The sequence below is a fragment of the Nocardia sp. NPDC059180 genome (genome assembly GCF_042754945.1).
Lineage (GTDB): Bacteria > Actinomycetota > Actinomycetes > Mycobacteriales > Mycobacteriaceae > Nocardia.
This window is the reverse complement of record NZ_JBHZBU010000003.1, coordinates 706,453-729,627: the sequence shown is the minus strand read 5'-3', so window position 1 is coordinate 729,627 and position 23,175 is coordinate 706,453. Positions and strand designations below refer to the sequence as shown.

Genomic DNA, 23,175 nt, shown 5'->3' with positions numbered 1-23,175 from the left:
TTCGACCTCGGCGCCTTCTGCTTTATCTCCTACGACGTGCTCGAGTGCACTTCCAGCCAATCCACCACATCAGACAGCACCTGGTCCTGCTCGGGCTCGTTGAAGATCTCGTGGTACAGCCCGTCATAGCGCTGCACGGTGAGATCCTCGGTGCCCGCACCCTTCTCGATGAGGTCGGTGCTCGACGGTGCCGCGATGGTGTCGGCGGTGCCGTGCAGGGCCAGCGTCGGCACCGTCAGCCGGTCCAGGCGACCCTTGACCGCGACCGATGCGTTCAGGATCTCGGTGGCGGTGCGCGCCGGGAGCTTGCCGCGGAACACCAGCGGATCGCTGTCGTAGGCGGCGACAACCTCCGGGTCCCGGCTGATATCGGAGGAATCCAGCATCAGCACACCGAGATTCGGGGTCAACCGAGTGAGCACCGGCGCGAGCAGCCGCTGAACCGGATTGCCCACCGGGATATCCAGCGGCGGCGCCGACACCACGACACCATCCACCTCGATCGGCGCCCGCGTCGCGAGGAACAGCACGATCAAGCTGCCCATCGAATGTCCGAGCAGGAATGCGGGCACCTCGGGAAACTCCCGCCGCGCAATCGCGAGCAACGTAGCCACATTGTCGGCCGCCGCATCCATCGACCCGATATTCGCGCGACTACCGCCGGAGGTCCCGTGCCCCGGATGATCCAGCGCATACACCGCGAACCCGGCACCCGCCAGCCGCTGCCCGACATGCTCATAGCGCCCGGCATGCTCGGCCACACCGTGCACCAGCACGATCACGCCGCGCACACCCTCTTCGGGAAGCCACGCCCGCCAGTCGATCCGGGCACCGTGGCCGATGAAGGAACCGGTGTCGCCTCGAGCGGCGTCACCGGTTGCCGATGTTGCGTCGGCTTCGGCGCCGGGCCGGTCGTCGGCTGCTTCGGCGTCGGACTCGTCCCTGGCTGAGTCGTCGGCAGCCGTTGCCTTGGAGTCATCGCCCGAGCGCTGCGCATCGGCGGCGTCGGTTCCGGTCGCTTCGTCGGTGACGGATGTGTCGGCGCCGCTGTCCGGCTTTGTATCGGCCTTTTCGATGCTCGCCGACTCCGCCGCGGCGCTCTTGGCAGCGCGCGGTGCCCGCTTGGTCGCTTTCTCAGCGGTCGCCTCGGCGAGCTCGGTGGCGTTGTCGTCGGCTGCCACCCCCGCGGCCGGGTTCGGCGCCTCCGCATCCTCGCCTGCTGCGGTGGCCGTGGCTTTGGTCGGTGTCTTCGCTGTCGATTTCTTTGCGGAGGTTGCTGCCTTTGCCGCCGGCTTCTTCGCAGCCGTGGTGCTCTTGGTGGCTCGTGGAGCGGCTTTGGCAGCTTTCTTGGGGGCGGCGTCCGTAGCGACGTCGGTGGCGCTTTCGGCTACCACGTCGACGGCTGAGTTCGTCGATTTCCCGTCCTCGGCTGCTGCGGTGGTTGCGGCTTTGGCTGCGGCCTTCGCGGTCGGCTTCTTTGCGGCCGTGGCCGCGGCACTCTTGGCGGCGCGTGGTGCTCGCTTGGCTGCGGCCTTTGCGGGTGCGCCAGTGCTTGTAGCCAGGTCGGCGGTGTTCTCGTCGGCCGCGTTCACGGCTGCACCATCTTTCGCTGCTAGACCTGCCGAGGTGTCGGCGGAGACAGAGTCCGTGGCGGAGTTCTCCGCATTCGCGTCGGTACTCGCCGCGGATGCGGCGCGTTTGGCCGGCGCTTTTGCCGTCGACTTCTTTGCGGCGGCGGGACCCTTCGACCGTGTGCCGTTGCCGGTGCGCGGCGCTTTCGTAGCCGCCGTCTTCTTGGCAGCAGTGTTGGTAGACGACCTCGACTTCGCGGCAGCGCCGTCGACCGGACCGGATGCCGCGCTCGATGCTGCGGCGGGCTCGGCACTGGCTTCAACGGCCGCGGCGGGCGTACTGCCCGAGGCAGCATCGGAATCTGTTGTGCTGGAGGCGGAGTGCTTGTCCGACTCGGCGGCTTCGGTCATTTTGCGGTTCCTCGGGTGGGGCTTGGTTCCGGGTGAACGAGCTGGTCGATCAGTCGCCGGTTGAATTCGATGAGGCGAGCGTAGTTCACCCGGGAAATCCGTTCATCGGTTCCGTGGATGCGCTCCAGGTCGGTCTGGTCGAACACGACCGGGGCGAAGTTGCAGCGGGTGCCTGCCAGGTCGTCGTAGTGGCGGGAATCGGTGGCACCGGGGACGATGCCGGTCGTCACGACGATGCCGGGGACGACCTCGGTGGCCAGGCCTGCGATCCGGTCGAAGGCCGGTCCGGGTGCGGCTACCTGTGACGGTTCCGATGACATGCCCACCAACTCGATGTTCACGCCGTCGTCGCGCACGACGCGACGGCAATGTTCCAGCACCACCTCGACGGAATCACCGGGCAAAATCCGAAAATTGACCAGAGCCTCGGCGTGTTGCGGCAGCACATTCGCCTTGACCCCGCCGCGGATGACGGTCGGCGCGGTCGTGGTCCGCACCATCGCCTCGGTCTGCGGCCGTGCCGCCAGCACGCGCGTGATCACCGGCCCCGCGACCCCGGTCAGCCCGAGCAGTTTGCGTCTGGCCGCGGGCATGGCCTGACGCAGCCGGCCGAGCATGTCGACGACCACCGGCGTCAACCGCAGCGGCATCGGCCGATCCTGGATGCGCCCGACCGCCCGCGCGATCCGGCCCACCGCTGTCTGGCGACCCGGCATCGACGAATGCCCCCCCACATCCGACACCGACAACCGCACGGTCGCATAACCCTTCTCACCCAGCATGATCGAGGCCACCGGCCGGTCGACGCCATCGGCCACGCCCTCGGTGATCACCCCACCCTCGTCGAGCAACAGGTCGGCGCGCACACCACGTTCGCGCAATGTCTGCGCCATGCGCACAGCGCCGTCGTCGCCGAAGACCTCTTCATCGTGACCGAACGCCAGGTACACCGTCTGCGCAGGCCGAACGCCGGCACCCAACGCCGCTTCGACCGCCTCCAGAATGGCCATCACCCGGCTCTTGTCATCGATCGCCCCGCGCCCCCAGATGAACTCCGCATCCACCACCCCCGCGAACGGCGGATGCGTCCAATGCGGCTGATCATCGGCCGGAACCACATCCTGATGGGCCAGCAGAATCGCCGCCGTCCGAGACGGATCGGCACCACGCCAGGTGTAGAGCCTGCTGTGCCCGAAGATCTCGAGCTCGAGCTCGGCGTGCACCCGCGGGAACGACCGCTCCAGGTGTTCGGCCAGCAGTACGAACGCCGCGTCGTCGGTGTCGGCAGGATCCTCATGCGACACCGTCGCACACCGCAACGCCGCAGCCAGGCGCTCCGCGGTCGCATCGTCGACGCCATGGGTCAGATCAGCCGGACTATCGATGCCGGCCTTGCTGCCCGCCTTCCGCGCGGCCTGCGGCGCCCCACCGGCTGCTCCGGCCTTGCCGGACGCGTCGTCTGTGTCACTTGCGTCAACCAGGTAGTCCGCGTCGTCCGCCGAGGCGGTGCTGCCTGTTTCCGCGCCGTCCGGCACATCACCGGATTCGTGCTGTTCAGTCGCATGCGGCGCATCGACGGGCGAACCGATCGGGGTACCGGCAGCGGGTTCGTTACGCGCGCCGTCGCTCATCGGTCGGTGGCAGTGGGCAGGTTCATGGGCACCACTGCATTGTTCACCACCCCGGCGTCGAGGGTGCGGGTCTTGTTGCGGTGCCACTTCGGAATGGCTTCGCCGATGCCGCCGGGGAGGTCGGCGGTGCGAGGTTCGGTGAGGATCGGGACCTCGAGGTGGGCGGCGGTGACGGTGACGTCGGCGAACGCGGGGGAGTGCGACCACACGTCGTCCACCACGTCGGTGATGCGCACGCCGAGCCGGTGCCCGGCTGCGATTACCCAGTCCTGAGCCAGCATCTGGATGTGCGCGGTCTCGCTCACCGGCGCGATACCGCGCGTGATGACGACGGCGCGGTTATCCGGGCCGATGTCGAACAGTTCCACCGCCACTGTCGCCGTCGGCGGACCGCTCAGCGATACCGTCGCCGACGGGATACCCGACACGTGCACCTCGCGCCCGAACGGTTCGGTCACCGACCAGATCTCCCGATCCGGCCCCGGCAGCAGTCCGCGGTCGGTGTAGCGGCCGGTGCGCAGCTCGACCGGCACCCGCACGGTGTCGGCGGCAGGCCATTGCGTTTCCCCGCGCCACCGCCCGTCGAACTGTCCGACGGTGATCCGCGGTCCCGGTATCTGCACGTCGCGCCCGGCCACATGCTTGTCGAAGAACGCCAGCAGTTCGGTATCGAAATGCGGCGTCGCGCACTTCTCGTGGCAGGTCTGGTGGCCCCACTGTCCGAACCAGGCCTTGTGGTCGCCCGGGCCGAGGTTGTTCCAGAGTTCGAGGGAACGGTAGGCGCGGGTGTTGTAGTCGAGGAAGCCCTGTCCGAGGAACAGTGGCGTGGTGTTGCCTGCCAGCTTCGCGATCAGGTCGCGGTCGCGCCAGAACGCGGTGTCGCCGTTGTGGTCGGTGATCTGTTCGAGGTAGCGGGCGTAGCACTGCATCGGCAGTTGCAGGGCGTTGGCCTGGTACTCGGGGGAGTCGCCCGGGTGCGGCGGGGTGGACGCGATCAGGACATGCTCGAACCCCGCGAGATCGGACGGGCGCACACCCTGCTCGGTGACCGGCTTACCGGAGAACTTCCACGACACCCCCTGCATGTAGAGGTAGGTGTACGGGTCGACCACCGGCTCGAACGCCGCCACCGCGGCGAGTCCTTTCGGCTTGGTCGCCAGCCCCATCAGCCCGGTCCACGCCTCGTACGAGGTGCCCCACATGCCGACCTTGCCGGTCGACCACGGTTGGCTCGCCGCCCATTCCACCGCGGTCGACACATCCGCGCGTTCACCCGGCCCACCGAAATCCGGGCAGCCGGACGAGCCGCCGAATCCCCGCAGATCCACGATGACGTAGGTGTATCCGGCATTCAGGAACAGCTCCACCGTCAGGTTCTCCACCGACGGCCCGCCCTCGATGCGCGGTTCGCTCAGGTACGCCGAATGCGCGCGATACGGGCTGACGGTGAGGATCACCGGTGTGCGGACGTCGTCGGCCAGACCGGCCGGCCGCAGGATGTCCGCGTGCAGACGGTTGCCGTCCGGTCCGTCGATATAGTCCTGACGCCACTGGTACGGCGCTTGCGGTTGCGCGCTGCCCGTCACGGGGACACCGCCGGTCACCACGACGAGGACACCGAGAACGAGCAGGAGCGCGCGCACCAGGACAGATCGTCCACTCACTGCTCGACTACCTCCGCATCCGTTCCGGCTCACGCGCGAGCCGGCGACGGACTACGTCCGGCAGCGCCCCTAATGACTATCGGGTTGCCGGACGAACGTCCAGCCCATGGAACCGGGGGTGTTGCCGATCAGTCCTGCAACACCCCGATGACGTTGCCGTCGGCGTCGGTGACGGTGGCGATCCGGCGGGTGCCGCCCACCTTGGTCGGTTGCTGGCTGACGGTGCCGCCCGCGGCCTCCATCGCGGCCAGTGACTTGTCGATGTCGTCGACGTGGACGTACCCGACCGGACCCGTCATCCCCTTGCTGTGGCCGTTGGGATCGAGACCGAAGCTCTGCCCGGCGACCTGATAGCCGACGTAGTACGCCTCGTCCTGCGCGGGCTCGACGCCCAGCAGTGCGGTGAACAGCGCTTTCGCCTGCGCGAGATCGTTGACGGGGTAGATGATGGTCTGCAGTCCTGCGGTCATGGGTGGACACCCTTCTGTGGTCACATCCGGCGTATTTCGCCGGTCATATCGATGACCGGGTCCGCGCGGCGAATGTGACAGACGGGCCGAAATTTTCCGCGAGGGAGCATGCGATGACCGACGATCGGGAGCTGGAGGTGCTGGCCCGGCGGTTCGAACAGGACCGGGATCGGCTGCGGGCGGTCGCCTACCGGATCCTCGGCTCGACCGGTGAAGCCGACGACGCCGTCCAGGACACCTGGCTGCGGTTGAGCCGATCCGACACCGACGCCATCGAGAACCTGAGCGGCTGGCTGACCACCGCCGTGGCCCGCGTCTGCCTGAACATGCTGTCGGCGCGCACCACCCGCCGCGAAGCGCCCCTCGACGAATTCGACACCGCCGAGCCGGAGCCCGCGACCGGACCCGAACAGCAGGCGGTGCTCGGCGATTCGGTCGGCCTTGCGCTGCTGGTGGTGCTGGACGCGCTCGCGCCCGCCGAGCGGCTGGCGTTCGTGCTGCACGATATGTTCGCCGTCCCGTTCGACGAGATCGCGCCGATCGTCGGTAAGAGTCCGGCCGCGGCCAGGCAGCTGGCGAGCCGGGCGCGACGGCGCGTGCAGGGCGCACGAGCCACGGCGGACCGAGATCGTCAGCGTGAGGTGGTCTCGGCGTTCCTTGCGGCCTCCCGCGGTGGTGACTTCCAGGCGCTGCTCACCCTCCTCGACCCTGAGGTAGTGCTGCGCGCCGATCCGGCCGCGCTCGCCACCGGTGCGTTCGTCGCGGTCGGTGCGGACGCGGTGGCTGCGACCTTCTCCGGCCGGGCCAAGGCTGCCGTGCTCGCCGAGATCGACGGTCGCGCCGGACTGGTGTGGTCGGCGGGTGGGACCCCACGGATGGTCTTCGATTTCATCGTCGCCGACGGCCGGATCGTCGCCATCGACCTGCTGGCCGACGTCGAGACGCTCGATCAGCTGGAACTGGAGGTGCAGCCCCGGTGAACGGTGGTCGTCCCGTGGCGGGAGCGGTTACCCGCTGGCACTATCCTGAGAGGCATGCCAGCAGGTAAGCCCACCAAGGAAGCGAAGGCCGCGGCGAAAGCGGCCCGCAAACAGCAGTCGAAGGAGCGTCGCCAGCAGCTGTGGCAGGCGTTCCAGATGCAGCGCAAGGAAGACAAGCTGCTGTTGCCGCTGATGATCGGCGCGGTGGTCGGCATCACCGTCGTGTTCTTCCTGATCGGGCTGATCTTCGGCCTGCAGTGGTTCCTGCTGCCGCTCGGCATCCTGCTCGGTGTGCTGGTCGCGTTCATCATCTTCGGTCGACGGGTGCAGCGCTCGGTCTACAGCAAGGCCGAAGGTCAGGCAGGCGCCGCGGCGTGGGTGCTGGACAACCTGCAGGGCAAATGGCGGGTCAGCAGCGGTGTCGCCGCCACCACGCAGCTCGATGTCGTGCACCGCGTCGTCGGGCTGCCCGGCGTCGTCTTCGTGGCGGAGGGCTCCCCGCAGCGGGTGAAGTCGCTGCTGGCGCAGGAGAAGAAGCGCACCGCCCGGCTCGTCGGCGATACCCCGATCTACGACGTCGTCATCGGCAACGACGAAGGCCAGGTTCCGCTCAAGGAACTGCAGCGCTACCTCACCAAGCTGCCCCGCAATATCGACACCAAGCGCATCGACCTGATCGAAGGCCGCCTGGCCGCGCTCAGCTCGCGCACCGGGCCCGCCCTGCCGAAGGGTCCGATGCCCGCAGGCGCCAAGATGCGCGGCGTGCAGCGCACCATTCGGCGCCGCTGAGCTCAGCCGCATCGTCCAGCACGGGCCGGTGCCCCGATCCCGGGGCGCCGGCTCTTGCCTTGCCGGGGTTTCGTTCGCTACCTCGTCGGGACGAGCGGGCCCGACAGGGCGGCCGGGCTTCCGTGCGGGCGATCGGTGTTCAGCCGGTGATCAGCCAACGAATCCGGTCGTGCGCGATGACGTGGTAAACCACCAGAATCGCGCCGAATGTCAGCGCCCACCGCGGCAGGCCGGCCGCCCAGAGCGCTGCGGCGCCGCCGAACAGCACCACCAGCTCCACCAGCAGCCGCACCTGGCCGGAGACCGCGATCGGTGCTTCACCGCCGCGGCTCGGGTCGCCTGGCACCGCGAACGTGCCCCACAGCGTGGCAGCCGCGAGCGGCAAGATCACGACCAGCGCAAATTTCCATGGCGAATCGAATGCCCGCCAGCCGAACACGCCGAAGGCGGTGAGGGCGGCGAGTTCCAGGACGAGCCGTACGGCGAGCATGGCCGGATTCAGTGACACGGCGGCAGCCTATTGTGCGCAGGCACGCCTTCCCCGGCGAGGGAGGATCAGCGCGAGCGAACGACCGCGGTACCGGTCGCCCGATCGTGCATACCGCGACCGTCGGCGTCGGTGAACAGCGCGGGCACCACGAAGATGAGCAGCAGCTGACGGCCGAGCGCACGCACGAATCCCACCCGCACCGGCGCGTCGACGCGGATGACCCGCAAGCGCAGGAAGTACTGACCGGGCGTGAACCCGAACAGCGTCACCGCCAGGATGCCGACCACCACCCAGACCATCCAGGTCGGTGTGCTCAACGCGCTCACCACGGCCTCGAAGTTGGTCGGCGGCTGCTTATCCGCCGGAAGGTCGAGGTCGGCGATGATCTGCTGCGGGTTCGGGCGCACGATCAGGGCCGCGATGCCCATCGAGATCACCCAGTCCACCATCAGGGCGGCGATGCGGCGGCCCAGGCCGACCAGCGAACCCGCACCGGAGCGCGGCAACCCGATATGTTCGCCGCGGAACTCGGGAGTTGCCGGATCACCCGGATCCGCCGTCGGTCCGGAAAGCCAGGATCCGGTGATACGTGCCATGGCTTCCAGGATAGGGGGACGCGGGAGCCCACCATCGACCGCATAACCGGTGCTCACGCCGTCGGCCCAGGTCACGGATGGCAGAATGACGCTACCGCCCGAGCGTGGGTGGCACATGCCACCCGTTCGGTCGCACGTGTAACACTGGCGAAACACAACCTTGACTGCCGGGAAACACCGCGTCCATACCGTCTGGTCGCGACGCCCATGCAATCGACACTGGCCTGGGAAACTATCCGTAAGGAGAACTAAGTGACGTTCAGCACGGCCGACGAGGTCATCAAATACATCGCCGACGAGGACGTCGAATACGTCGACATCCGCTTCAGCGATCTGCCCGGTGTTCAGCAGCACTTCTCCATCCCGGCGAAGGCGTTCACCGCCGACCTCGCCGAGGAAGGGCTGGCCTTCGACGGCTCCTCGGTGCGTGGCTTCCAGTCGATCGACGAGTCGGACATGCTGCTGCTGCCCGACTACAACACCGCGCAGCTGGACCCGTTCCGCGCGGCCAAGACGCTGAACCTGAACTTCTTCGTGCACGACCCGTTCACCCGTGAGGCCTACTCCCGTGACCCGCGCAACATCGCGCGCAAGGCGGAGGAGTACCTGCGTTCGACCGGTATCGCCGACACCGCGTACTTCGGCGCCGAGGCGGAGTTCTACATCTTCGACTCCATCCGCTACGACTCGGCCATGAACGGCTCGTTCTACGAGATCGAGTCGATCTCCGGCTCCTGGAACACCGGCGCCGAGTTCAACCCGGACGGCACCCTCAACCGCGGCTACAAGGTCCGCAACAAGGGCGGCTACTTCCCCGTCGCGCCGTACGACCACTACGTCGACCTGCGCGACAAGATCTCGACCAACCTGCAGAACGCCGGTTTCGAGCTCGAGCGCGGCCACCACGAGGTCGGCACCGCCGGCCAGGCCGAGATCAACTACAAGTTCAACACCCTGCTCTCCGCGGCCGACGATCTGCAGCTGTTCAAGTACATCGTCAAGAACACCGCGTGGCAGGAAGGCAAGACCGTCACGTTCATGCCGAAGCCGCTCTTCGGCGACAACGGCTCGGGCATGCACGTGCACCAGTCGCTGTGGAAGGACGGCAAGCCGCTGTTCCACGACGAGTCCGGTTACGGCGGTCTGTCGGATCTGGCCCGTCACTACATCGGCGGCATCCTGCACCACGCGCCGTCGCTGCTGGCGTTCACCAACCCGACCGTGAACTCCTACCACCGTCTGGTTCCGGGCTACGAGGCCCCGATCAACCTGGTGTACTCGCAGCGCAACCGCTCCGCCGCGGTCCGTATCCCGGTCACCGGCAACAACCCGAAGGCCAAGCGCATCGAGTTCCGCGCGCCGGACTCCTCGGGCAACCCGTACCTGGCCTTCGCCGCCATGATGATGGCAGGCCTGGACGGCATCAAGCGCAAGATCGAGCCGCTGGCCCCGGTCGACAAGGACCTCTACGAGCTCCCGCCGGAGGAGGCCAAGAACATCCCGCAGGCCCCCACCAGCCTGGACACGGTCATCGACCGCCTCGAGGCCGATCACGACTACCTCACCGAAGGCAACGTCTTCACCGAGGACCTGATCGAGACCTGGATCAACATCAAGCGCGAGCAGGAAATCGCCCCGGTGAACCTGCGTCCGCACCCGTACGAGTTCGAACTCTACTTCGACGTGTAAATCGAAGTATCGCAAGACGTTTCGAGCCCTTCCGCATTTCGGTGCGGGAGGGCTCGTCCCGTTTCCTGGGGGTTGCCGGTGCGGACACGCGGCGCGACCGATCAGGAATCGAGAAGCGTCCGTGGGTGAGCCCTCGCTAACGTGATAGCCAGAACGCGGCGAGTCGTGAAGGTCCGGCTGCGTAGACCGAGAACTCATTGGGAGGTCACCTATGGCAGGCGAGCAGGCAAGCGGTAGCGGGGAGCGTAAACCCGGAACACCCGGGCCGTTCTCGCGGTGGATGCAGCACAAGATGAACGCCAGGACCAACCGCCGCATGCGGCGCAAGCGCAGCGGCAAGGTCATGGGGATGGACGTGCTGATCCTGCACACGGTCGGGCGGCGAACAGGGGAGCAGCGGGAATCGCCGATCGCCTGGTTCGACGACGGTGACGACGCGAAGCTGGTTGTCGCCTCGGGCGGCGGGACGCTGAACCCGGACTGGTACGTCAACCTGATGGCTCATCCCGACCAGGCGTCGATGGAGCTGCCGGGCCACGACGCCGTCCCGGTGACTCCGCAGCGCCTCGACGGCGACGACCGCGAACAGGCGTGGAAGCGCATCGTCGCCGACCAACCCCGCCTCGGTAAGTACCAGGCCAAATCCAAGCGGATCTATCCGGTGGTCCGGCTCACCGTGCGGTAAGCGCACCGGTCGGTCAGTCTGCTTCGCCTTCGCACCAGTCGTCGAAGGCGTCGAACGCATCCTTCGCCTGCGGAGGCACCATGTCCTCGATCCTGTCCTCGATCGGATCCCACATCCCCGCACACCACGCCGGCGCAGGCGGCAACATCTTCATGTACTGCGTCAGCGGCGACTCCGGCTCCGGAGCCTCCGGCTGCGCCCCCGCAACCCCGACCCCCGCCAACGTCATCCCCGCGGCGATGCCGACCGCCGCGATCACCCGCTGAACACCCATGACATCCTCCTGATCCGCTCCGTCCGACCTCGGCGGCGGTTTCGCCGCGTCACACACCGCGTACCCCGCATATTCGGCGACTAACAACAGGTTTCCTACTCGATTTGATAAAGTCGACGCATGGGTGAGCCGGAGTACCGCATCGGCGACGGGCCTGCTACGCGGGTCAGCCTGTCGCTGCCCGAAGGCACCGCGGAGGCGATTCGAGAACGGGTGGGCAAGCGCGAATTCTCGTCGTTCGTCGCCTCAGCGGTGGAGCGAGAGTTGCGAGGCATGCTGCTCGACGAGTATCTCGCCGACTACGAGCGTCGCAACGGCCCGATCGCGGCCGACGATCGGCAACGCGCGCGTGACGCGTTCGACGAGGCGCTGGGTGAGCCGGGGCAATGGCCCACGGCAAGCTGAACCGCCCCGCGTCCAATCGTCAGAAAACCAGGCAGCAAGGCACCATGGTGCTGGACTGCCAGGGCTTGTCACGGCTCGTCGATGATTCGGCTTCGGTCGTCGCGTTGGTCGCTGAAGGGCGTGCGCGCGGGATGGAGGTTGTGATCAGCGCACTCACCATCATCGAGGCAACGCATCGAAAGGTCGACCGTGCCCGCCTGGCCTGGTTGTTGTCCGGTATCCGTATCGAGCCTGTCGACGAAACGATGGCGAAGGCTGCCTCGGCACGTCTCATCGAAGCCGGCCTGCACGGGCATAAATACGCGATAGATTCCGTCGTCGCCGAACTTGCCCACGGCCAGCCCACCCCGGTCGTCCTGCTGACCAGCGATCCTGAGGGCATGCACGCCCTCTGCGGGCCGGAGATCCGGATTATTCCGCTGTAGAGCCGAAATGCTGAGTGTGCAGCCACCCGGTGCCACAGGCTACTCGGGAGGTGACCCGTCTCGACAGGACCGATGGAGTGTCGGCACCCGATCGGCGTTCGGAGGCAACGGAATGCGACAGCTGCATCGACGTCTTTCTCACCCCGTATCGACCTCCCTGAGACGACCCACGAGACCCGGCATGCACAGCATCTCGAACCGCCGCCACGCCGTCGCAGGCGGCGTCGGGTCCTTCGCATCGATGACCGATCCGAGCAACCCGATCAACCCCCACGACAGAAACGCGACCGTATCGGCGAACTCACCCTCGTCCATCTCGAACCGCCCACCGAGCTGTTCGGTGACGATGCTGGTGATCGACTGCTGGTACGCCCGCAGCACGGTCGCGCTGCTCTTCGGGCCGATCAGGGGCTGGTAGACGTCCGGATAGTCGGCGGCCAGATGGAACATCACCCGCAGCGGACCGAGCGGTGAACCGCGTGTCCCGCGCACCCGGTCGATTTCCCGGCGCAGGAATTCGGTGCAGCTCACCACCAGCAGGTCGTCCTTGTCGCGATAGTGCGCGTAGAAGGTGGAGCGGCCGACGTCGGCGCGGTCGATGACGTCGGTGACCGTCACCCGCTCATATCCACGTTCGATCATCAACTCGATCAGCGCGCGATGCAGCAGGTCCCGGGTCCTGCGCACCCTGCGATCGGGGGATTCGACCATGCTGGCTCTCTCGTCGGCGGACAGATCTGGTGGATCTGTGCGGAAACGAACGGATCCGCACATGCTGATTCTGGCCGGAATCGGCGGAAATTCCGACGATGGGCACATGTCAGGAAACAATCAGCGCTCCAGCACCATGTTCATCGACGACGCGGACACCGGCATCGTCATCGCCGACCTGCGTCGCTACAACGCCTTCACCGCCGTGTTCTTCCTCGGCCGCCACGCTCGCCTCATCCGCGAACTGGCCACGATAAGCGGCGCACAGCCCGGTGGCAACGCACTCGACATCGGTTGCGGCCCAGGCAAACTCGTCCGCGCCCTCGGCGCCGTCGTCGGCCCGAACGGCTCGGCCACTGGAGTCGACCCCTCCCGCACCGCCATCGAGCACAACCGCGCCCACGACCCGAACCACCGCTACATCCAGTCCGCCGCCCAGCAGCTCGACCTCCCCGACGCCGAATTCGACGTAGCGACCTGCACTTTCGTCATGCACCACATCCCCGAGCAGCGCCGCGCCACCGCCATCGACGAAATGTTCCGCGTCCTGCGCCCGGGCGGCCGGCTCCTCCTCGCCGACGCCCACCCCTCCCCACGATTCCGCGCCGTATTCGCCCGAATCCTGCGCCTGACCGGCCGCGGCACCGCCGCCGACCCCTTCGCCGACGTCGACATCCGCCGCTACACCGACACCCTGCGCGTAGCAGGCTTCGACGAGCCGCAGTTCCTGGTCAGCCGCTATGCGACCGGAATGCTGGTCGCCAGGAAACCCGAAGGGAGGTGATCACCGGCGATCAGAACCGATACCGCACCCCGGTCGCGCGTTCGGACGCATCCCAGAGCGCCGCCCCGAGTTCCGGATCGCGGGACCGTCGACTGCCTCGACGACGGTGGGGTAGCCCCGAATCTCGAACATCCCTGCGGGACCGAAATATTCACCTCCGGTAGCGCTCGGATCGGTCGAGGCTCGCAGCGTCGGCAGAGCTCCCATTGCGGGTGTCCTCCCGAACATCCGAGCAACGGCAAGATTCACCACGCGAACGGCGGGGGAGGAGTAGCGGAATACTTCGGCAGGCGGCCGACACCGCAGATCTGTGCCGTCGGCCAGCTTCGGAGCGGCACGAGCCTCGCTCGAGCCGCCCATCGAACCCCGCCTCGGGTGGCGTTGCTAACGGGCGAAAACCGTCGCGTGGGCGGCAGTGAGCAGCGTGACGAGCTCGGCGCTATCGCCCTCGCCGAGCGCCGAGAATGCCGGATCGATGAGGTCATTGGTCACCTCTTCGGCCCGCTTCCAACGCGCACGCACATCATCGGTGATCTCCTCGAACGGCTCGGGCCAGCCGTACCAGCGGGCCTGGTTGGGGCCGTCGTTGATGGGGGAGCCGGAGATCAGCACAGCCTGCTGCGGGGCGAGGCCCGACGCGCGCACGGCGATCAGGTGCAGTCCGCCACGCAATTCGCGCAACACGTGCGTGAGTTGCAGAACCCGGGCCGGTGCGTCGTCGGGCAGCGGCATTGCCCGCCACCCTGCGAACAGCGGCACGCCCGCTGGATCAGCCGCCGCGGCAACGGTTTCGAGCAGTTCCGCGAGTCGTCCGGCCTCCTCGAACCCGGCGAGCTTGCGCCGGCCGAAGTCCTGACAGACCCGCGCGTACCGTTCCGCCGCCTTCGCCGCGGGCATCGGCACCGACTCCCAAGCCTTGCGGATCGAATGGCCGGGGAAGAATCCGAATGCCGCGGTGACCACATCGGCATCCGTATCGCCCAGTACCCCGCCGCGACCGCGGGTATAGGGCCCGAAGAATTCCTCGACGCCGGTCTCTGCCGCGTATTCCTTTGCCTCCCTGGAGAACATGAATCCTCCACCGAGCTGCTGAATGTAGGGGTTCACCGTCGCGCCGACCGACATGCCGGGTTCCTTCCGCTGGACTGACATCAGGTGCCACCCTATTGGTTTTGTACGCCGTATGGAACACCTGCGGCCCGGTTGGGTAGCGCAACTCTGCTTGCGCCGCGGCCGCGCTACCTCTATGGTTCATTACATGAGTAATGAACCACTCAACCGAGGAAGGTGACCGTGCTCGAAGACGGCAGGCCGCTCTTTCTGCAGATCGCGGAGATGATCGAGAACTCGATCGTCGACGGATCGCTGCCCGAAGAGTCCCAGGCGCCATCGTCGAACGAGCTCGCCGCATTTCATCGGATCAACCCGGCGACCGCGGCCAAGGGGCTGAATCACCTGGTGGCGGACGGGATTCTGTACAAGAAGCGAGGGATCGGAATGTTCGTCACAGCCGGTGCGCGCAATGCCCTGCGGCTGCGCCGACGGGAACGCTTCGCCGAGCAGTTCATCGACCCGCTGATCGCCGAGGCCGACAAGCTCGGCATGGGGATCGACGAACTGAAAGCCATGCTCGACCATCGAGAGGGGGCGCGATGAGCGCCGCGACCACCGAACCGACCATGCTCGGCACCGAAGTCGTCGCCTCCACGCGGGGGCTGACCATGCGGTTCGGATCCGTCACCGCGCTCGACGACGTCACTCTCGACCTGCGCGAGAACACCATCTACGGCCTGCTCGGCCGCAACGGCGCGGGCAAGACCACCCTCATGCAGGTCATGACGGGCCAGGCGTTCCAGACCGCGGGCGAAGTGCGCGTGTTCGGCCACACGCCGCACGAGAACACCGAGGTACTGCGCGGGGTCTCGTTCATCAAGGAGAGCCAGGCGTATCCGACCGACTACAAGGTCAAGCATGTGCTGGCCGCGGCGCGCCACCTGCTGCGCGACTGGGATGAGGATTTCGCCCGAGAGTTGTTGCGCGACTTCGATCTACCGTCCGACCGCAAGGTCAAGAAGCTGTCGCGCGGTATGACCTCCGCGCTCGGCGTCATCATCGGCCTCGCCTCGCGCGCCCCGCTCACCTTCTTCGACGAGCCGTATCTGGGCCTGGACGCCGTGGCCCGTCAGCTGTTCTACGACCGGCTGCTGGCCGACTACGCCGAACATCCACGCACCGTCGTCCTGTCCACCCACCTCATCGACGAGGTCGCCGACCTGCTCGAACACGTGCTGCTGATCGACAAGGGCCGCCTCGTGGTCGACTCCGCCGCCGACGATCTGCGCGACACCGCGATGACCGTCTCCGGCCCCCTCGCCGACGTCGACTCGTTCCTGGGCGGACGCCCCGAACTGCGCCGCGAAGCACTCGGCAACCAGGCAAGGGTGATGCTGCGCATCCAGGACCGGGCCGACGACATCGCCCACGCCAAATCGCTCGGCCTGCTGGTCGAGCCGGTGTCGCTGCAGCAGCTCATCATCGAAACCACCAACCTTCGCGGAAAGGACCAGTAATGCTGCGCCGTGCCATGTCCGTATCGCGGATCCACACCGTCGCCTGGCCACTGCTGATCGCCTGGCCGGCCGGCATCCTCGTGGTGGCGTTTCTGATTCCGTGGGTGATCTTCATGCTGGTCGATGCCGACGAATCGAGCGTCACCGGCAGCGTCACCGCGGTTCTCGGCGTCATGCTGGCGTTCTATCTCGGCGCGATGACGCAGACCTTTCCGTTCGCGCTCGGCATGAGCGTCACCCGCCGCGACTACTTCTCCGCTACTCTGCTGGTCGCGGCGGTGCAGATCGTCGGCACCGGAGTGCTGCTGTGGGGGCTCGGACTGATCGAGGAAGCCACCGACGGCTGGGGCGTGAAGATGGTCATGTTCGACATCCCGGGCCAGTTCACCAGCAACCCGCTCATCCAGCTTGGTACCTATCTGGCCGCGCTCGCGCTGATCGCCGGGGCCGGGCTGGTGATGGGCGCGCTCTACCAGCGGTGGCGCGTCACCGGCGTGTACTCCTTCCTCGCGGCGCTGCTGATCGGGTTCGGGCTGGCGGCGATCGTAATCACCTGGCAGAGCTGGTGGCCCGAGGTCGGTCGCTGGTTCGCCGACAGCCCGCGTGTGGTGCCGATGGTGCTGCTTCCCGGGGTGATCGCGGCGGTGTGCACGGCCGGAGCGTGGGCGGCGCTTCGACGGTCGACGGTTTAGTCGGAAGCTGAGCTCGGGGCTCGGCGGCTGCTAATCGACGAGCGCGCCGCACGAAAGGTTGAGGACCGCGCCCGTCATCGCCCCGGCGCTGTCGGAGGCGGCGTAGACCGCGGTGTTGGCGACCTCGGTCAAGCGAGGAAGCCGCCCGAGCCGGGTGTCACCGATCAACGGGTCGAGGACAGGATCTTCCTCCGCCAGCTCGGGCATGGTTTCGGGAGTGAAGTTGGCGCGAATGCAGACGACCCGGACCCCCTCGGGCCCCAGTTCCCCCGCAAGGCTGCGGTTGAGGGCTTCGATACCGGCACAAGCAAGATTGAAACCGCCCATCCGGTGCCGGGATTCACCGGCCGCGGTGGCCGACAGCAGCACGATGACGCCGCTTCCCTGCGCCGACATCTGCCGAGCCGCCGTGGTCGTGGTGATGAAATGCGATCGGGCGGAGCCGACGATGGGCGCCATGAAGTCCTCGAGCCGCATATCGACCAGCGGCACGTCCTGAACCGCGTCCATTCCCACCGCGTTGAATGAAATATCCAGCGATCCAGCCTCTTCCACCATCGCATCGGCGTGCGCCTCGACACCCGGCTGATCGAACACGTCGACCACAGCGACCTCCGCTCGACCACCGCCCTCCGTGATCTCCGCCGCGACGGCCTCTAGCGTCGCCCGCGTCCGCCCGACCAGATACACCCGCGCGCCCGCCTCGGCGAACGCCCGCGCTACGGCACCGCCCATATGCCCCGCCGCTCCGTACACCACCGCATTCTTGCCATCGAGTCGCATACGTATGCAGACGAGTTGGGGGCAGGAGAATCATCGCCCCGACATATTTCGGTCTGGGTCCTAGGCCGATACGGATTCCTGCCGAACTCGTTCGGCCAGTTGGGCAGGCATCGGATCGTGACGCAGGTAGTCGCGGCTGAAATGCGCGACACCGTGCGTGAGTGAGCGCAGATCGATCGCATATCGCGTGAGCTCCAGCTCCGGAACCTCCGCACGGATCAAGGTCCGCCCGGTCTCGGCAGGTTCGGTGCCGAGGATGCGTGCCCGACGCACCGACAAGTCCGTGAGCGCGGCGCCGAGATAGTCGTCGGGCACCTTGACCCGAACTTCCGCAATGGGTTCCAGCAGATCGATCCGACTTCCGGAAGCCGCCTCACGCAGCGCGAGCGCACCGGAGGTCTGGAAGGCCGCGTCGGAGGAATCGACCGAATGCGCCTTTCCGTCCAGCAGCGTGACCCGCACATCGACCAGCGGATATCCCGTCGCTACCCCGCGCGCGGCCTGCGCCCGCACACCCTTCTCGACCGAGGTGATGAACTGCCGCGGCACCGCCCCGCCGACCACCTTGTCGACGAACTCGATCCCGGACCCCTCCGGCAGCGGCTCCACCTCCACCTCACACACCGCGTACTGACCGTGTCCACCGGACTGCTTCACATGCCGACCGCGCCCACTCGCTTTGCCCGCGAAGGTTTCTCGCAGCGCGACCTTGTGGTCCTCGACGTCGACCTGCACCCCGAACCGGGTGCGCAACCGCTCCAACGCGACGTCGCGGTGCGCCTCACCCAGGCACCACAGCACCAGCTGGTGGGTGCGGTCGTTGTTCTCCACCCGGATGGCCGGGTCCTCGGCGACGAGCCGGGAAAGGCTCTGCGACAGCTTGTCCTCGTCGGCCTTGCTGTGTGCGCGGATGGCGATGGGCAGCAACGGTTCAGGCATCTGCCACGGTTCGATCAGCAGCGGTGAACCGGTACCCGACAGGGTGTCGCCGGTTTCGGCATGCCCGAGTTTGGTCACGTAGGCGATATCACCCGCGACGGCCTCACCCAGCGGGCGCTGCTGTTTGCCGAACGGCGCAGTGATGCCGCCGACACGTTCGTCGACGTCGTGGTCGGTGCCGGAACCGTGCCCGCAGACATGGACGGTGTCGTCGGCGTGCAGTGTCCCTGAGAACACCCGCACCAGCGACACCCGGCCGACATACGGATCCGACGACGTCCGGATGACCTCCGCCGCCAGCTCGCCAGTCGGATCACAGTGCAGGGGAGTGGGTTTCGAGCCATTCGCCAAATGCACCGCCGACACTTCGTGTTCGGCGGGCGTGGGGAAACCGGCGGTCATGAGTTCGAGCATCTCGAGCGTGCCCAGCCCTTGCAGTCCGTCCTCTGCCGCGGGCGCCGCGAACAGCACCGGGTGGAAGCTGCCACGCACCACCGCCCGCTCCAGGTCGGCCACCAGTGTGCTCAGCTCGATCGTCTCACCACCCAGATACCGCTCCATCAGGGTCTCGTCTTCGCTCTCGGCGATGATGCCCTCGATGAGCCGTGCCCGCGCCTCCTCGATCAGATCCAGGTCCTGCTGCGAGGGCTCCTTCCAGGCCCGCTCGCCGGTCGAATAGTCGGCGACCTTCTGCTCCAGCAGCTCCACCAACCCGGTCGCAGGCCGATGCCCATCCGCACTCGCCGGCCCGTACACCGGCAGATGCAGCGGCAGCACATTCTCCGCCGACCCGCCGCCCAGCAGCGCCTGACAGGTCCGCGTCATCTCGTCGAAGTCGGCACGCGCCGTATCCAGATGCGTCAGCACGATCGCGCGCGGCATCCCGACACTCGCGCATTCCTCCCACAACGCCCTGGTCGACCCGGCAACCCCCTCGACCCCTTCGGCCGCCGACACCACGAACAACGCCGCATCCGCCGCCCGCAACCCCGCGCGCAGCTCACCGACGAAATCCGCGTATCCGGGCGTATCGATCAGATTGATCTTCACCCCGCCCCACTGCACCGGCACCACAGACAACTGCACCGACCGGTGCTGACGTTGCTCGATCTCGTCGTAATCCGACAGCGACGTCCCGTCCTCGACCCGCCCCGCCCGGTTCACCGACCCGGTGGCCAGCGCCAACGCCTCCACCAACGTCGTCTTCCCCGACCCACTACCCCCGACCAACACCACATTCCGGATGGCCTCCGGCCCCCCCACACCATTCGCTCTGTCCACCATGACTCACCGTCCTCGGGAATCGACACGCGGTTATATCGAGCTTCCCACCAGTGCGGTGTTCACGTCCACGATTCGGTCCGCGCAGCTCGTGGCGTCGCATATCGGTCTGGTTTCGGTCGGTGCGGGCCCTGGAAAAGAGCAGCGTGGCTGCAAATATTGAAGGTCACGGCTCGATCATTAGCCTCGAGACTCGACGAACTCCTCGACGTTCTGGACGCACTGTGGACCACCAACCCGGTCGAACATCACGGGAAGCACTGGTCGATCCCGCAATCCTGGGTCGACCTGAAACCCGTCCAGCGCCCCCGCCCACCCATCTACCTCGGCGCCTTCACCCCACGCGGGCTACGACGCATCGGCGAACGAGCCGACGGCTGGCTGGCAGTCGTCCAAACACCCGCCGGCGTCCACCACATCGGCTCGCTGAAACGCCAACGCGCAATGATCGACGCCGCCGCCCTCGCCGCAGGGCGGGACCCAGCAGCGATCGCCACCAACGTCCGGATCAACGTCGAAGCAGGCAGCGAGGTCGACCAGGTCGCCGAAACCATCCAGACCTTGACCGATACCGGCTATTCGGACTTGTTCGTCGACCTGAAGTTCGTCGTGTCGGGGGTGGACGCACATCTGGAGTGGGTTCAGCGGTTGGTGGACCAAGTCGGCCCTACGGTCAGGCGACGATGAACGCGACCCAGGCGAAGTCGCGGGCTCGGGTGATGGCGACCATCGTTTGTCGGTCCCAGAGTTCGGCTTGTTCGCGATCGCCGCTCGAGGCTCCACGTTCTGGCGGTCGCGGTGGCTCGGTAATGTAGAAGATTCCGGCGAACTCGAGCCCCTTCGCACGTTGGACAGTTCCCACTTTGATCGTGTCGGTGCGGTCGCCGCGGTAGTCCTCGAGCCTGCTCGCTGCGATGTCGGCCTGCCGCAGCGCATCGAGGACGATTGCGCGAATATGACGGCTCGTCGTGATGACGGCGAGTTCCGCCAAGGGAATCGGGGATCGACGAATGGCTGCCACGAGAGCCGATCCGATGCCGCCCGAGCGGCCCTGCCAGTCGACGGTCGTGCCGCCGGGCAGGACGAATCGTGCCTCGCTGAGTGCGCAGCCTCGACTACCGTCCAGGTCGCCGAGGGTATTCAGTGCGTTGACCGTCGCGGCACGGCGGTATACCGCTTCCCTGTTGCGGTAGTTCACACGCAGCACCGCCTGGCGCCCACGCAAGTTGATCCCCGCGTCGGCAGGACTACAACCACCCTCGTACACCTGCTGTTGACCGTCACCCACCACGAGTAGCGGCGCGTCATCACCACCGCCGGCGATGGCATGAGCCAGGCACAACCCAGTGAGGGTGACGTCCTGGGCCTCGTCCACGACGACCATGCCGTACCGGACCTCGTACGGCTTCTCATTCAGCGATTCGAGCGCGAGGGCGATCAGGTCGTTGAAGTCGGAGATTCTGCGCCGCTGCATGATGTCGCAGTACGGCAGATAGAGCTCGTTCCACACGAGCTTGCGCTGGACCCGATCCAGATCGTCCCCGCCGCGGCCGCGACGATCGCAAGCCCAATACTGCGGCAGGTCGGCAATGCCGCGTCCCTTGATGACCCGATCGATTTCGGTACGCCAGTGGGAGGCTCGCGGCTCGATATCGGTGAGACTCCTGCGGCAGTGGCTCCAGGCGAGGTCGAAAACGTCGTCCGTTTGGGTAGGTTCGATCCGGATGAACTCGCCACGATCCTCGATCAGCCGGTGCGCCCATGCATGCAGTCCGACGAACTCGGCTCGGCCGCTGAGCTCCGGCGCGAGGCGGCGGAAGTTGGTTCGCTGGTAGGCGGCAAGCGTTTTGACAAAGGTTGTGTACAGCACCCTGCCACCGCTCCGTTGAAGCTGCTGTGCCATTCGGTGCAGTGCGACCACCGACTTACCGGTGCCGGCGGGGCCGCTGATGCGCGCCGGCCCGTGAAATTTCCGTTTGATCAGCTTGATCTGTTCCGGGTCGCGAAATGTCATCCACTCCTCGAGCGGGCCGCGGGCAGCTGCGGCTCGCTGTTCGGCAAGCAGTTCGGCTCGATCGAACAACGTTGGGCTTGGAGGACTCGGTGGCGGGCTATCGACTCGAATACGCTGATAGTTGGACGCTCGGGACGCGATTTCGTCTGCGATCACCCGGGCCCGTGCTGGGCTGAATTCCTGAGCTAACGACGACAGCGTTGTCGCGAAGTCGACCAGACGCGTCGGAATCCCGCGATCGGATGCTGCTGCCTCGGCACCATCCGGTAGGAGCAGGATCGCGCGCATTCGTCGTGCGACGAAGTAATGCTGATCATTGTGCAGCCCAGCGACGAGTGACCGTGCGCTGCTGACGATCTTGTCGGTGCTGTGGAGCACCTGCCCGGGTTCGGCGAAAACCAGCAAGTGCACGCCGCGGCTTCCGACCAGAATGGCGCCCGACTCTCCAACTGTCTGACCAGCCAGGTCACGGTGCACGAAGACGTGCCAGGACGGATCGGTCAAGGGCACGGTCAGAAAATTGCGATGCTGCGAGGTGAGCCCCGGTATCTCCCGGAGGACCTGATACACCCTGCTTCGCCGTGAATCCGGATCGCCGTTGGACATCGCAGAACCCCCTTGCGGCTCGACTTCCAACGTCAAACGGTACGGGTAATCCGTTGCAGCTGTGAGTAATTCAACAATCGCAACCGGAACGTTAGGTAACCTGTGTCGTGCGCGGGGTGGCAACTCGTATCAGCGGACGCGCGACGTACTGGTCACCTCAGACGACGGCTTAGCTGCTCGGGGATGTCCGACACGATCGCCCACAGGGCCAGCGCAGAGGACTCCGCTACCACCACGATGGCGATGCTGCCCACAACCACGAAGGCCGATGGTGTAGCGATGCACCGACTGCCATCTCGTCCGGTTGAAAATTGCCCAGCGAGTCGCCCGGCACACGATGGCCGCGTCGATGCCGTCGATAGCGGACCTGGCGGGACCGTTCCGCCCTGCTCAGCTCAACCGTAGAGCGGTCAAATGCCAGTCCCGACGCCCAGACCGCTCGATTCGGGCGGCGAGGGCGAGTCGGCGGGAGCCGCGGAGATATCTGGCGCATACCTCGGCTGTCTGCTCGTCCACCATCTCCACATGTAGGCCCGCGAGGATTGCGGACCCGAGCTCGCGGCTGGGGATGAGGTCGGCCCGGATCAGAGTGCGCACCGCTGCGACTGTGCGCGCGTCGGCGAGCGCGGTCAGCTGGGACACCGGGCGGCGATGGTCGAGTACTTCCAGCGCCACACGCAAGGACCGTTCGGCGGCCACCCGTGCCTGTTCCATC

General features: G+C 66.7%; 24 protein-coding genes. 11 read left to right on the top strand and 13 right to left on the bottom strand.

Going from position 1 to position 23,175, the window contains the following annotated elements; translation table 11 throughout:
- Positions 1 to 29 precede the first annotated feature (29 nt).
- The 4 genes from ACFXNW_RS13775 to ACFXNW_RS13760 form a co-directional block, all read right to left on the bottom strand.
- Positions 30 to 1,982 (bottom strand): alpha/beta hydrolase, encoded by a 1,953-nt coding sequence (locus ACFXNW_RS13775; protein ID WP_379417970.1) that lies wholly within the window; start codon positions 1,980 to 1,982, stop codon positions 30 to 32.
- Positions 1,979 to 3,613 carry a M20 family peptidase gene (locus ACFXNW_RS13770; protein ID WP_379417969.1) on the bottom strand — a complete coding sequence of 545 codons (1,635 nt, stop codon included), beginning with the start codon at positions 3,611 to 3,613 and terminating at the stop codon, positions 1,979 to 1,981. Before ACFXNW_RS13770 ends, ACFXNW_RS13775 begins: the two co-directional genes overlap by 4 nt.
- A complete protein-coding gene (locus ACFXNW_RS13765) occupies positions 3,610 to 5,277 on the bottom strand; it encodes a CocE/NonD family hydrolase (protein WP_379417968.1) in 1,668 nt (555 codons plus the stop codon). The genes ACFXNW_RS13770 and ACFXNW_RS13765 overlap by 4 nt, the downstream gene beginning before the upstream one ends.
- 128 nt (positions 5,278 to 5,405) lie before the next feature.
- The gene (locus tag ACFXNW_RS13760) at positions 5,406 to 5,747 is read right to left on the bottom strand and encodes a VOC family protein (protein ID WP_379417967.1); all 342 of its coding nucleotides are present in this window, start codon (positions 5,745 to 5,747) and stop codon (positions 5,406 to 5,408) included.
- 113 nt (positions 5,748 to 5,860) lie between these two features.
- On the opposite strand from ACFXNW_RS13760, the gene ACFXNW_RS13755 reads away from it, so the two are divergent.
- Together ACFXNW_RS13755 and ACFXNW_RS13750 are read left to right on the top strand one after the other, a co-directional pair.
- Entirely contained in the window at positions 5,861 to 6,727 is an 867-nt protein-coding gene (locus ACFXNW_RS13755) for a sigma-70 family RNA polymerase sigma factor (protein ID WP_379417966.1), read from the top strand.
- A gap of 54 nt (positions 6,728 to 6,781) precedes the next feature.
- Positions 6,782 to 7,516, top strand: coding sequence for a DUF4191 domain-containing protein (locus tag ACFXNW_RS13750; RefSeq protein WP_379417965.1), 735 nt, complete (start codon positions 6,782 to 6,784; stop codon positions 7,514 to 7,516).
- 139 nt (positions 7,517 to 7,655) lie between these two features.
- Here ACFXNW_RS13750 and ACFXNW_RS13745 read toward each other — a convergent pair whose 3' ends face one another.
- On the bottom strand, positions 7,656 to 8,024 hold the full coding sequence (locus ACFXNW_RS13745) for a YrdB family protein (protein WP_379417964.1): 369 nt from the start codon (positions 8,022 to 8,024) through the stop codon (positions 7,656 to 7,658).
- 47 nt (positions 8,025 to 8,071) lie between these two features.
- Positions 8,072 to 8,602, bottom strand: coding sequence for an RDD family protein (locus ACFXNW_RS13740; RefSeq protein ID WP_379417963.1), 531 nt, complete (start codon positions 8,600 to 8,602; stop codon positions 8,072 to 8,074).
- A 252-nt stretch (positions 8,603 to 8,854) separates the two neighbouring features.
- Between ACFXNW_RS13740 and glnA the strand changes: the two genes are divergently transcribed.
- A complete protein-coding gene (glnA, locus tag ACFXNW_RS13735; RefSeq protein WP_379417962.1) occupies positions 8,855 to 10,291 on the top strand; it encodes a type I glutamate--ammonia ligase in 1,437 nt (478 codons plus the stop codon).
- 211 nt (positions 10,292 to 10,502) lie between these two features.
- Positions 10,503 to 10,976, top strand: a complete 474-nt coding sequence (locus ACFXNW_RS13730) for a nitroreductase family deazaflavin-dependent oxidoreductase (RefSeq protein ID WP_379417961.1) — start codon at positions 10,503 to 10,505, stop codon at positions 10,974 to 10,976.
- 13 nt (positions 10,977 to 10,989) lie between these two features.
- Here the strand turns inward: ACFXNW_RS13730 and ACFXNW_RS13725 are convergent, their stop codons facing one another.
- A complete protein-coding gene (locus tag ACFXNW_RS13725; protein ID WP_379417960.1) occupies positions 10,990 to 11,250 on the bottom strand; it encodes a hypothetical protein in 261 nt (86 codons plus the stop codon).
- Positions 11,251 to 11,370: 120 nt separating this feature from the next.
- Here ACFXNW_RS13725 and ACFXNW_RS13720 point away from each other — a divergent pair, with 120 nt between their 5' ends.
- Positions 11,371 to 11,655 carry a hypothetical protein gene (locus tag ACFXNW_RS13720; RefSeq protein WP_379417959.1) on the top strand — a complete coding sequence of 95 codons (285 nt, stop codon included), beginning with the start codon at positions 11,371 to 11,373 and terminating at the stop codon, positions 11,653 to 11,655.
- A complete protein-coding gene (locus ACFXNW_RS13715; protein ID WP_379417958.1) occupies positions 11,637 to 12,080 on the top strand; it encodes a DNA-binding protein in 444 nt (147 codons plus the stop codon). Before ACFXNW_RS13720 ends, ACFXNW_RS13715 begins: the two co-directional genes overlap by 19 nt.
- 138 nt (positions 12,081 to 12,218) lie before the next feature.
- On the opposite strand, the gene ACFXNW_RS13710 is transcribed toward ACFXNW_RS13715, so the two are convergent.
- A complete protein-coding gene (locus ACFXNW_RS13710; protein ID WP_379417957.1) occupies positions 12,219 to 12,791 on the bottom strand; it encodes a TetR/AcrR family transcriptional regulator in 573 nt (190 codons plus the stop codon).
- Positions 12,792 to 12,897: 106 nt separating this feature from the next.
- On the opposite strand from ACFXNW_RS13710, the gene ACFXNW_RS13705 reads away from it, so the two are divergent.
- Positions 12,898 to 13,575, top strand: coding sequence for a class I SAM-dependent methyltransferase (locus tag ACFXNW_RS13705; protein ID WP_379417956.1), 678 nt, complete (start codon positions 12,898 to 12,900; stop codon positions 13,573 to 13,575).
- Positions 13,576 to 13,959: 384 nt separating this feature from the next.
- Here the strand turns inward: ACFXNW_RS13705 and ACFXNW_RS13700 are convergent, their stop codons facing one another.
- Positions 13,960 to 14,727, bottom strand: coding sequence for a hypothetical protein (locus tag ACFXNW_RS13700; RefSeq protein WP_379417955.1), 768 nt, complete (start codon positions 14,725 to 14,727; stop codon positions 13,960 to 13,962).
- A 141-nt stretch (positions 14,728 to 14,868) separates the two neighbouring features.
- On the opposite strand from ACFXNW_RS13700, the gene ACFXNW_RS13695 reads away from it, so the two are divergent.
- The 3 genes from ACFXNW_RS13695 to ACFXNW_RS13685 are packed head-to-tail and all read left to right on the top strand — an operon-like array spanning position 14,869 to position 16,837.
- Complete coding sequence (locus ACFXNW_RS13695; protein WP_379418148.1) at positions 14,869 to 15,231, top strand: GntR family transcriptional regulator; 363 nt, start codon at positions 14,869 to 14,871, stop codon at positions 15,229 to 15,231.
- Positions 15,228 to 16,145: an ABC transporter ATP-binding protein gene (locus tag ACFXNW_RS13690; RefSeq protein WP_379417954.1), complete on the top strand. Its 918-nt coding sequence runs from the start codon at positions 15,228 to 15,230 to the stop codon at positions 16,143 to 16,145. The genes ACFXNW_RS13695 and ACFXNW_RS13690 overlap by 4 nt, the downstream gene beginning before the upstream one ends.
- Positions 16,145 to 16,837 (top strand): ABC transporter permease, encoded by a 693-nt coding sequence (locus ACFXNW_RS13685; RefSeq protein WP_379417953.1) that lies wholly within the window; start codon positions 16,145 to 16,147, stop codon positions 16,835 to 16,837. Before ACFXNW_RS13690 ends, ACFXNW_RS13685 begins: the two co-directional genes overlap by 1 nt.
- A 30-nt stretch (positions 16,838 to 16,867) precedes the next feature.
- Here ACFXNW_RS13685 and ACFXNW_RS13680 read toward each other — a convergent pair whose 3' ends face one another.
- Together ACFXNW_RS13680 and ACFXNW_RS13675 are read right to left on the bottom strand one after the other, a co-directional pair.
- Positions 16,868 to 17,620 carry an SDR family NAD(P)-dependent oxidoreductase gene (locus ACFXNW_RS13680; protein WP_379417952.1) on the bottom strand — a complete coding sequence of 251 codons (753 nt, stop codon included), beginning with the start codon at positions 17,618 to 17,620 and terminating at the stop codon, positions 16,868 to 16,870.
- Between the two features lie 60 nt (positions 17,621 to 17,680).
- On the bottom strand, positions 17,681 to 19,843 hold the full coding sequence (locus ACFXNW_RS13675) for an elongation factor G-like protein EF-G2 (protein ID WP_379417951.1): 2,163 nt from the start codon (positions 19,841 to 19,843) through the stop codon (positions 17,681 to 17,683).
- Positions 19,844 to 19,999: 156 nt separating this feature from the next.
- Here ACFXNW_RS13675 and ACFXNW_RS13670 point away from each other — a divergent pair, with 156 nt between their 5' ends.
- On the top strand, positions 20,000 to 20,527 hold the full coding sequence (locus tag ACFXNW_RS13670; RefSeq protein ID WP_379417950.1) for an LLM class flavin-dependent oxidoreductase: 528 nt from the start codon (positions 20,000 to 20,002) through the stop codon (positions 20,525 to 20,527).
- Here ACFXNW_RS13670 and ACFXNW_RS13665 read toward each other — a convergent pair.
- Together ACFXNW_RS13665 and ACFXNW_RS13660 are read right to left on the bottom strand one after the other, a co-directional pair.
- On the bottom strand, positions 20,514 to 22,460 hold the full coding sequence (locus ACFXNW_RS13665; protein WP_379417949.1) for a UvrD-helicase domain-containing protein: 1,947 nt from the start codon (positions 22,458 to 22,460) through the stop codon (positions 20,514 to 20,516). The genes ACFXNW_RS13670 and ACFXNW_RS13665 overlap by 14 nt on opposite strands.
- A 390-nt stretch (positions 22,461 to 22,850) precedes the next feature.
- Positions 22,851 to 23,174: an Rv3235 family protein gene (locus ACFXNW_RS13660; RefSeq protein WP_379417948.1), complete on the bottom strand. Its 324-nt coding sequence runs from the start codon at positions 23,172 to 23,174 to the stop codon at positions 22,851 to 22,853.
- Between the last annotated feature and the right edge of the window lies 1 nt (position 23,175).

Coding starts and splice junctions, on each gene's coding strand:
- ACFXNW_RS13750 (WP_379417965.1), top strand. CDS start 6,782: ATGCCAGCAGGTAAGCCCACCAAGGAAGCGAAGGCCGCGGCGAAAGCG.
- ACFXNW_RS13685 (WP_379417953.1), top strand. CDS start 16,145: ATGCTGCGCCGTGCCATGTCCGTATCGCGGATCCACACCGTCGCCTGG.
- ACFXNW_RS13690 (WP_379417954.1), top strand. CDS start 15,228: ATGAGCGCCGCGACCACCGAACCGACCATGCTCGGCACCGAAGTCGTC.
- ACFXNW_RS13710 (WP_379417957.1), bottom strand. CDS start 12,791: ATGGTCGAATCCCCCGATCGCAGGGTGCGCAGGACCCGGGACCTGCTG.
- ACFXNW_RS13730 (WP_379417961.1), top strand. CDS start 10,503: ATGGCAGGCGAGCAGGCAAGCGGTAGCGGGGAGCGTAAACCCGGAACA.
- ACFXNW_RS13740 (WP_379417963.1), bottom strand. CDS start 8,602: ATGGCACGTATCACCGGATCCTGGCTTTCCGGACCGACGGCGGATCCG.
- ACFXNW_RS13720 (WP_379417959.1), top strand. CDS start 11,371: ATGGGTGAGCCGGAGTACCGCATCGGCGACGGGCCTGCTACGCGGGTC.
- ACFXNW_RS13665 (WP_379417949.1), bottom strand. CDS start 22,460: ATGTCCAACGGCGATCCGGATTCACGGCGAAGCAGGGTGTATCAGGTC.
- ACFXNW_RS13700 (WP_379417955.1), bottom strand. CDS start 14,727: ATGTCAGTCCAGCGGAAGGAACCCGGCATGTCGGTCGGCGCGACGGTG.
- ACFXNW_RS13715 (WP_379417958.1), top strand. CDS start 11,637: ATGGCCCACGGCAAGCTGAACCGCCCCGCGTCCAATCGTCAGAAAACC.
- ACFXNW_RS13660 (WP_379417948.1), bottom strand. CDS start 23,174: ATGGAACAGGCACGGGTGGCCGCCGAACGGTCCTTGCGTGTGGCGCTG.
- ACFXNW_RS13760 (WP_379417967.1), bottom strand. CDS start 5,747: ATGACCGCAGGACTGCAGACCATCATCTACCCCGTCAACGATCTCGCG.
- ACFXNW_RS13775 (WP_379417970.1), bottom strand. CDS start 1,982: ATGACCGAAGCCGCCGAGTCGGACAAGCACTCCGCCTCCAGCACAACA.
- ACFXNW_RS13770 (WP_379417969.1), bottom strand. CDS start 3,613: ATGAGCGACGGCGCGCGTAACGAACCCGCTGCCGGTACCCCGATCGGT.
- ACFXNW_RS13680 (WP_379417952.1), bottom strand. CDS start 17,620: ATGCGACTCGATGGCAAGAATGCGGTGGTGTACGGAGCGGCGGGGCAT.
- ACFXNW_RS13755 (WP_379417966.1), top strand. CDS start 5,861: ATGACCGACGATCGGGAGCTGGAGGTGCTGGCCCGGCGGTTCGAACAG.
- ACFXNW_RS13705 (WP_379417956.1), top strand. CDS start 12,898: ATGTCAGGAAACAATCAGCGCTCCAGCACCATGTTCATCGACGACGCG.
- ACFXNW_RS13675 (WP_379417951.1), bottom strand. CDS start 19,843: ATGGTGGACAGAGCGAATGGTGTGGGGGGGCCGGAGGCCATCCGGAAT.
- ACFXNW_RS13725 (WP_379417960.1), bottom strand. CDS start 11,250: ATGGGTGTTCAGCGGGTGATCGCGGCGGTCGGCATCGCCGCGGGGATG.